This is a genomic window from Enterobacter sp. HMSC16D10 (assembly GCF_001807145.1).
Lineage (GTDB): Bacteria > Pseudomonadota > Gammaproteobacteria > Enterobacterales > Enterobacteriaceae > Enterobacter > Enterobacter roggenkampii.
Window position 1 is genome coordinate 1 of the sequence record NZ_KV787821.1, and the last position, 6,141, is coordinate 6,141.

6 protein-coding genes and 1 pseudogene are annotated in these 6,141 nt (G+C 42.3%); 2 read left to right on the forward strand and 5 right to left on the reverse strand.

Annotated features, from left to right (window positions below; genetic code table 11):
• Positions 1 to 28: 28 nt before the first annotated feature.
• Positions 29 to 289 (forward strand): annotated as a pseudogene (locus HMPREF3143_RS24515) (EAL domain-containing protein); the annotation flags it as partial.
• A 63-nt stretch (positions 290 to 352) separates the two neighbouring features.
• Positions 353 to 1,030 (forward strand): type A chloramphenicol O-acetyltransferase, encoded by a 678-nt coding sequence (gene catA, locus HMPREF3143_RS01910; protein ID WP_070531574.1) that lies wholly within the window; start codon positions 353 to 355, stop codon positions 1,028 to 1,030.
• 70 nt (positions 1,031 to 1,100) lie between these two features.
• Here the strand turns inward: catA and HMPREF3143_RS26445 are convergent, their stop codons facing one another.
• The 5 genes from HMPREF3143_RS26445 to HMPREF3143_RS01930 form a co-directional block, all read right to left on the reverse strand.
• The gene (locus HMPREF3143_RS26445; RefSeq protein ID WP_120262366.1) at positions 1,101 to 1,277 is read right to left on the reverse strand and encodes a thermonuclease family protein; all 177 of its coding nucleotides are present in this window, start codon (positions 1,275 to 1,277) and stop codon (positions 1,101 to 1,103) included.
• Between the two features lie 81 nt (positions 1,278 to 1,358).
• A complete protein-coding gene (locus HMPREF3143_RS01915; RefSeq protein ID WP_025912594.1) occupies positions 1,359 to 1,658 on the reverse strand; it encodes a DUF6966 domain-containing protein in 300 nt (99 codons plus the stop codon).
• The gene (locus HMPREF3143_RS01920) at positions 1,655 to 2,719 is read right to left on the reverse strand and encodes a hypothetical protein (protein WP_047721507.1); all 1,065 of its coding nucleotides are present in this window, start codon (positions 2,717 to 2,719) and stop codon (positions 1,655 to 1,657) included. The genes HMPREF3143_RS01915 and HMPREF3143_RS01920 overlap by 4 nt, the downstream gene beginning before the upstream one ends.
• 550 nt (positions 2,720 to 3,269) lie before the next feature.
• Positions 3,270 to 4,493, reverse strand: a complete 1,224-nt coding sequence (locus HMPREF3143_RS01925) for an HAD hydrolase-like protein (RefSeq protein ID WP_047721506.1) — start codon at positions 4,491 to 4,493, stop codon at positions 3,270 to 3,272.
• Between the two features lie 9 nt (positions 4,494 to 4,502).
• Positions 4,503 to 5,480, reverse strand: a complete 978-nt coding sequence (locus tag HMPREF3143_RS01930; protein WP_047721505.1) for a DNA-processing protein DprA — start codon at positions 5,478 to 5,480, stop codon at positions 4,503 to 4,505.
• Positions 5,481 to 6,141: the final 661 nt, after the last annotated feature.

The following is a 6,141-nucleotide window of genomic DNA, read 5'->3' on the forward strand; positions in this document are numbered from 1 at the left end:
TTCAGGTGGCCAAATTCAGTAAACCACTTCACGACTGAGTGAACTGAATTTTGATAAAATTAAGATAGATAAATCCTTTGTGAATCCGATATCCACGCAGGATGATGCCCTTAATATCGTTAAGTTAATTACCGGCATGGCGAAGAGCCTCAACATGCGGGTCATTGCAGAGGGTGTTGAAACCGAAGCGCAGCTTGAACGGCTTCAGGCGCTTGGCTGCGATCTCGTGCAGGGATACCTGTTCGGAAAGCCACAGGCTGAGATTGACAGGAAGATTAGATACGGTTGAAATGGTTGTCCGGTTGTTTCTGGCCCAAAATCACGTAGACGGTTGATAATCAAAGGTTAAACAATGAAAAAAACAGCCCCGGAGTATACGCCTGTTGATTTATCTCGTTGGCCAAGGAAGGAGCATTTTGAAGTCTTCCAGTCATTTGCTGAATGCACAATTAACCAAACCGTTCTCATCGACATTACCGCGCTGCGAAAACATATCAAAGCGGTGGGCTGGAAGTTTTACCCGACGATCATTTTTCTCCTGTCTAACATCATGAACCGGCATCCTGAGTTCCGTATGGCCATGAAGGGCAATGAGCTCGTCGTCTGGAATGAAATTCATCCAAGCTATACGATTTTCCATCCCGAAACGGAGACGTTTTCGTCATTGTGGAGCCACTATGACGGCAATATTCATCACTTCCAGAACACGTATGCAGAAGATACGGCCCGCTATGGAAATAGCCTTTCTTACTGGCCTAAGGAAGAGTCCCGGGAAAATGTCTTTTTTGTGTCGTCTATTCCGTGGGTAACGTTTACCAACTTTAATATGAACATTGCGCACATGAAGAACTTCTTTTCGCCTATGTTCACGTTTGGAAAATACTACGAGCAGGATGGAAAAGTGCTGCTGCCGCTCGCGGTGCAGGTCCATCATTCGGTGTGCGATGGCTTCCATGTGGCAAGGATGTTTAATGAGTTGCAGGAGATGTGTGATGGTTTGTCGGAGCTGTCAGAGGAACCTGGCGCATGAAGCGTAAGAAGTGTTGATGGTTTCCATCTGGCAGGAGTGGATGTAAGAAGCCTACCGGCCTTTCATTATTTTATGCGCTTTCCATGTGAGGCCACACCGTATCCAGCAGAGGACCACAGAAATCTGCGTTCCTGCACGTTATGGAGACGGCACACTGCGCCACTATCGATGAGAATGTCTGCCGGGAACGCTGCCCAAAGGGCAGGTTCTTTTCGGGGGCATCGATGCTGACGAGACGAACACACATGAGCCTGTTTTAAGGTTCTGCGCTTCCCCTGTCAGGCTGGAGGCGTACCCAATAATTTACTGGCGGCGCTGGAAACTAACGCTATGGTAAATCACCTGCTTTTAACAAAACGATTGCATGGTCAAGCTGCTTGTAGAGTTTGTGTCTCAAATCGTCTAACTCGTCATTTTCCCGAATGAGAGGTATGCCATTTTTATGAAGAACAATATCGTTAAATGATCCCATCCCGCCGTAGAGTTTTTTCAACGAGTAAATGGATGACTCACAATCAACATCGAGCTCGATGGCTAGTTTTTCGAATGTTTTTGCCCATGAATCCTCATCATTTGAGGAGAGGATTTTGATGATATCAGTTACCGTTTTCTTTATTTCATTTTTCATTTCAAACCACCACTTCCAAGTATCTTAACGCCAGGTATTTTCCACGGGGTAGGTATCACAACTTGCTCAGAGCCACCGGAAAAAAGGTCTGTTTGATAGCCAACTTCTCCAACATATACTTTCGTTCCTGCGGGTATTTGTATCTTGTGATAGCTATCAAGAGGGGATTCACTTCCGTTAGGCCATTTGGGGAGCAGGGCCTTATCTATTCTGGTCTGGAGCACTCCCTGAGGTTGTTCATATCCGAAAAACTGACCTAATGGTCGGCCCTCAATACCACCTCTGTAGAAACTCGTGTCTGTTGATAGCGTGATCTCTTTATATGTACCACTGGAGAAGGTTTCAGCCAGCTCTTTAGGTAATGGTCCGGGTTTTATCATCGAGTACTCACCCTCGACTTTTCCCAGAACATGAAGATTGCTAAGCTCACTCGCCGTCCCCAGTCTGCCCAGGCCAAGGCCCGCAGCAACAGAAGCACCAGCGATAATCAGCCCTTTATTATCCATAACCTGATCGTAACCCGCCGGTGCATCACCACCGAGCTGCTGCGCGGTCTGATGGAATCCCTCGATATTGCCATTATAGATCCCACCCGCGGCCAGCAACCGACCGGCAGTTTTGCTGTTGATGGTTTTTGCGGCCTGGGCATGTTGCACCGGTGCCGCATGGCGGACCTGATATGTCGGGCGATTCAGTTGCCGGGACAGAATGTGTCGGAGTCGGGTTTGAAGGAACAGAGGCAGGTCATTGCGAAGGTCACCGGATGTCGTGAGCACGCCCGAAATGGCATGGCCGGTGATGTCTTTTCTCAGCAGAACGAGCTTCCCGGATTTGATGTCGTCGAGCGTGTCACGGTATGCCATCCAGGGATGTTGCCAGTGGTACAGTTGATACCGGCTGACAAACCGGGTGTAGCCCTGTGGCAAATTCCACTCCTGAATGATGCGGTTAGGCCTTGCAGTATCTGCGAGGTCTCCTGCCGCCGTATCCGGGTGAATAATGTGAGGAATGTCCTCAAGGTAGATGTCATCCAGTGACATTGCCTGGCTGTGATGAAGCATGTTGCCCCTTTTACGCTGCCGTTATGTGCCACATTATCGCTCATTCCGGAAACCTGGCAAAGACACGAATATAGCAGGTAATGGCCAGTTGTGTGGCTGTAAGCAACGGGTTCTGTACGCTGAGAAGAAAACACACTGCTTGCGAAAGATGACAGATAACCCACATTAGCGCCACATCCGAACGCAAATGACGATGAAGATCTGTTGGTTGTTTAACCACGGACGGCGAAGGCCGAACAGGAACATATACACAATCCTATACAGATTCAGCATCGATTTTACTGGAAGGTTACGGAACATAATGGACTAAAAAGCATTTAAATCAGGGACTTTATGGATGAATACAGACGTTTGAGGAGATAATAGGAACAAATAATAAAAATAACATGCTGTTTTTAAAAAAAATATTACAAAGAAAACTAAAATGCCTCCATTAATGCCCCCATATATTTGCTTCTAAACTGTGGTTTAAATGAACATGTTCCTCTTAGTCAAACTGAGGTTCAGGCAAGGTGTTTACCTAGTCCTGGCCTGAACCTTTTCATGAATGCTATTGCCACTCCCAGTTAGTATAACTTTCCAACATAGCTGATATCTCAGCGGGAGCTAAAGTATCTACAATATTTTGACGATATGAATGCTGTTTTAAGACTCGTGCAACTTCAAATTGATTTGGAACATATGGATCAAATTTGCCCAAAGGAGCAAGCACATCAATATCTGTATTTATGGTCTTTAACCATGATGCCAATATTACTTTTGAACCAGTCTGCTCGATGTAAGCTCTTCCTGATTCCAAGCTATATCCTTTAGTAGTTATATCATCTATTAAAAGAACCGTTTTACCAGGACCTAAAGGGCTTCTAACATAAGCTCTTGTTGCACTACGCATAGGCTTAAAATTCAAATAAATGGTATTCAATTGGTTCAGAAAGTCAATTGCGATCCTATTATTCCTAGCTGTTTGAGATTTGATTGCATCTTTATGCCTGATAATTAAATCAGGCAAATAATTTTTACGGAAGCATTTACCAAAAATAGAGATTGCCTCATCCATTACCGGATTGCCATATCCAGCTTTATGTCCCGGATAAACACTTACGTAATCTATTTGTTTATGAATCCCACTAAAATATAAACTAGAAACTATCGCTCCAATCCAAAAATCGGGATGCCCGGTGCCATGCTTGGCAGCATTTCTAGCATCCTGAGAATATAATGTATACTCCTCTTTCATTGTACTGAATGGGGCTAATGCATAAAAATTAAAAGCCCCATCATGAATTTCATGACACCAGAGATGTGATCTAAGGCAGAAAGTATCTATAAATCTTGCAATATCTTTAGGCGTTGAAAATTCAAAACCATAATCAGTAGCATTCGCCCACCATGTGGCTCTAAGGAAGAGAAGTTCCCCATTTACAGCTGTTCTCATGTCATCATCAGTCGAACCAATGTAAAGGGTTTCTAATGAATCCCACTTTTTCATAGTTAATATGTATTCAATTGACTCTGCACGAGGCTTCGGAGGTATGGTATTATCATCCGCATAGCAGACATAACTAAAATCCCCCCATTTCTCCTTGAGAAAATCTTCAAGCTTATTATTTTTATTATAGGTCCAAGAGCGATTTGTATGTACAACATACTCTATACTCTTAGACTTAAAATAGTTTATTAATTTATCTACTTCTGAAAATATTGCTTCATCTAACGTACCGTTTGGACAAATGGTACCCTCAACGCTTAGAATAACGCCCTTTATTCTAGTCATTTTATTTTCCTATAAGTCAAGAGTCTGTTGTGTAGGTTTTAAATTTTCAACTTTATTATCGGAAATAATATAATCTATTGCCGCTACTAATTCATTTGGGACTTCATAATTTTTGGCATTTCTATTTTTAGCTGAAAAATCTAATTCTGGTCTATCAGTATATGTTAATGGAAGGTATAGGTTGACAATTTTCTTACCATAATTATGTGCATAATCAACGGTATGTGCAGTACCACTTTTTATCTTCCATTCGGCCGGAACCAATACCTGACATAAAGCAGCTTGTAGTCTGTTTCTTCGAACAAAGTTTTCGGCGCTATAGCTTTGTCTAGGTAAATACTCAGTAATTATGGTTCCACCATGTTCAACGATTTGCTTCCGCAATAAATTTGAACCTTTAGGGTACTCATTAAATATACCATTTCCAAGAACAGCCACAGTGGGGATACCGTATCGTAAAGATTCGATATGTGCAATCTGGTCTATTCCCGAGGCCAAACCACTAACAGTTACAAACCCTCTATCGACAATAGATGAAATAACTAATTTAGTAATAAAAATACCATCATCTGTCGGCTTTCTCGTGCCAACTATTGCGATGGATTTAGATGTCAAATTTTCAAGTAAACCTTCAACAAATATCCAATAAGGAGGGTCTGGGATTTCTTTCAAACTTTTAGGGAAAGACTCATGTTCAAAGAAAACCAGCTTAATTCCTTTTTTACTGAGCTCCCTTGCCTTTTCAATACCATCATTCCAAAGATTTTGTTGCATTATTTCCCATTCATCTTCATTGGGTAATGCAACTCTAAGAAAACCTGCTAATCTGTTTACATCCGCAGATTTTAATATTTCTTTAAAACCGATTTTTGACTCAGCAATTTTCCTCAGAGTCCAATAACTCACTCCCTTAATGGATGTAAGAGCAAGGAAGGCTACTGTTTCATTCCTCCAATACTCAAATTGAGCATCAGTAGTTTTATCCATGTTGGGTTAACCCTAAATAATTCAAACCAGTGTCTCACGAATTCATTCCTCTATAACCCTTTTTAGCATAGGCTGAACACATGATCTAGTTCTGGCCAGACCTATCTGTGAACAAGAGCTAATAAAACCCATTAAAATCGTTCTACATTGCATTATGAGAGCATTACCTCCCACATTTGAACATCTACCTATATCAAACAAGCACGCCCACTTTGCTCCAATGGTGCAGCCGCTTCGCCAGTAAAATAAGCCATTACTGACAAAAACGGCACTACACCGCACCCGCCTGCGATTTTCAGATCGCAAAAATTTTTCAGTTGGGATTTTTTTTACAAATGATAGCGCCAGACCGCGCCACAACTGGGGATTTACAGCGAGCAGAGAACTGAAAAGAGTGAAAAGAATTTCAGCTTTTTTCAGTTTAGCTTTACTCCAACATCGTAACCACTTGAATTAAGCTATTGATAGTAAAGGAATATAAAATTTTAGGTGAGATTTTTCATGATAACTGACGGCACCCTTAAAAGTTAACAAACTGATTCTTATAGACATTTTTTCTTAAGCAGCTGAAATTTAATGAACCGAAGCCGGGAAAATTTTAGTTACTCCCGGCGAACCGTTCAGTGACTCTCTTTGGCTGCCAACAGGAGTTCTAATGCTT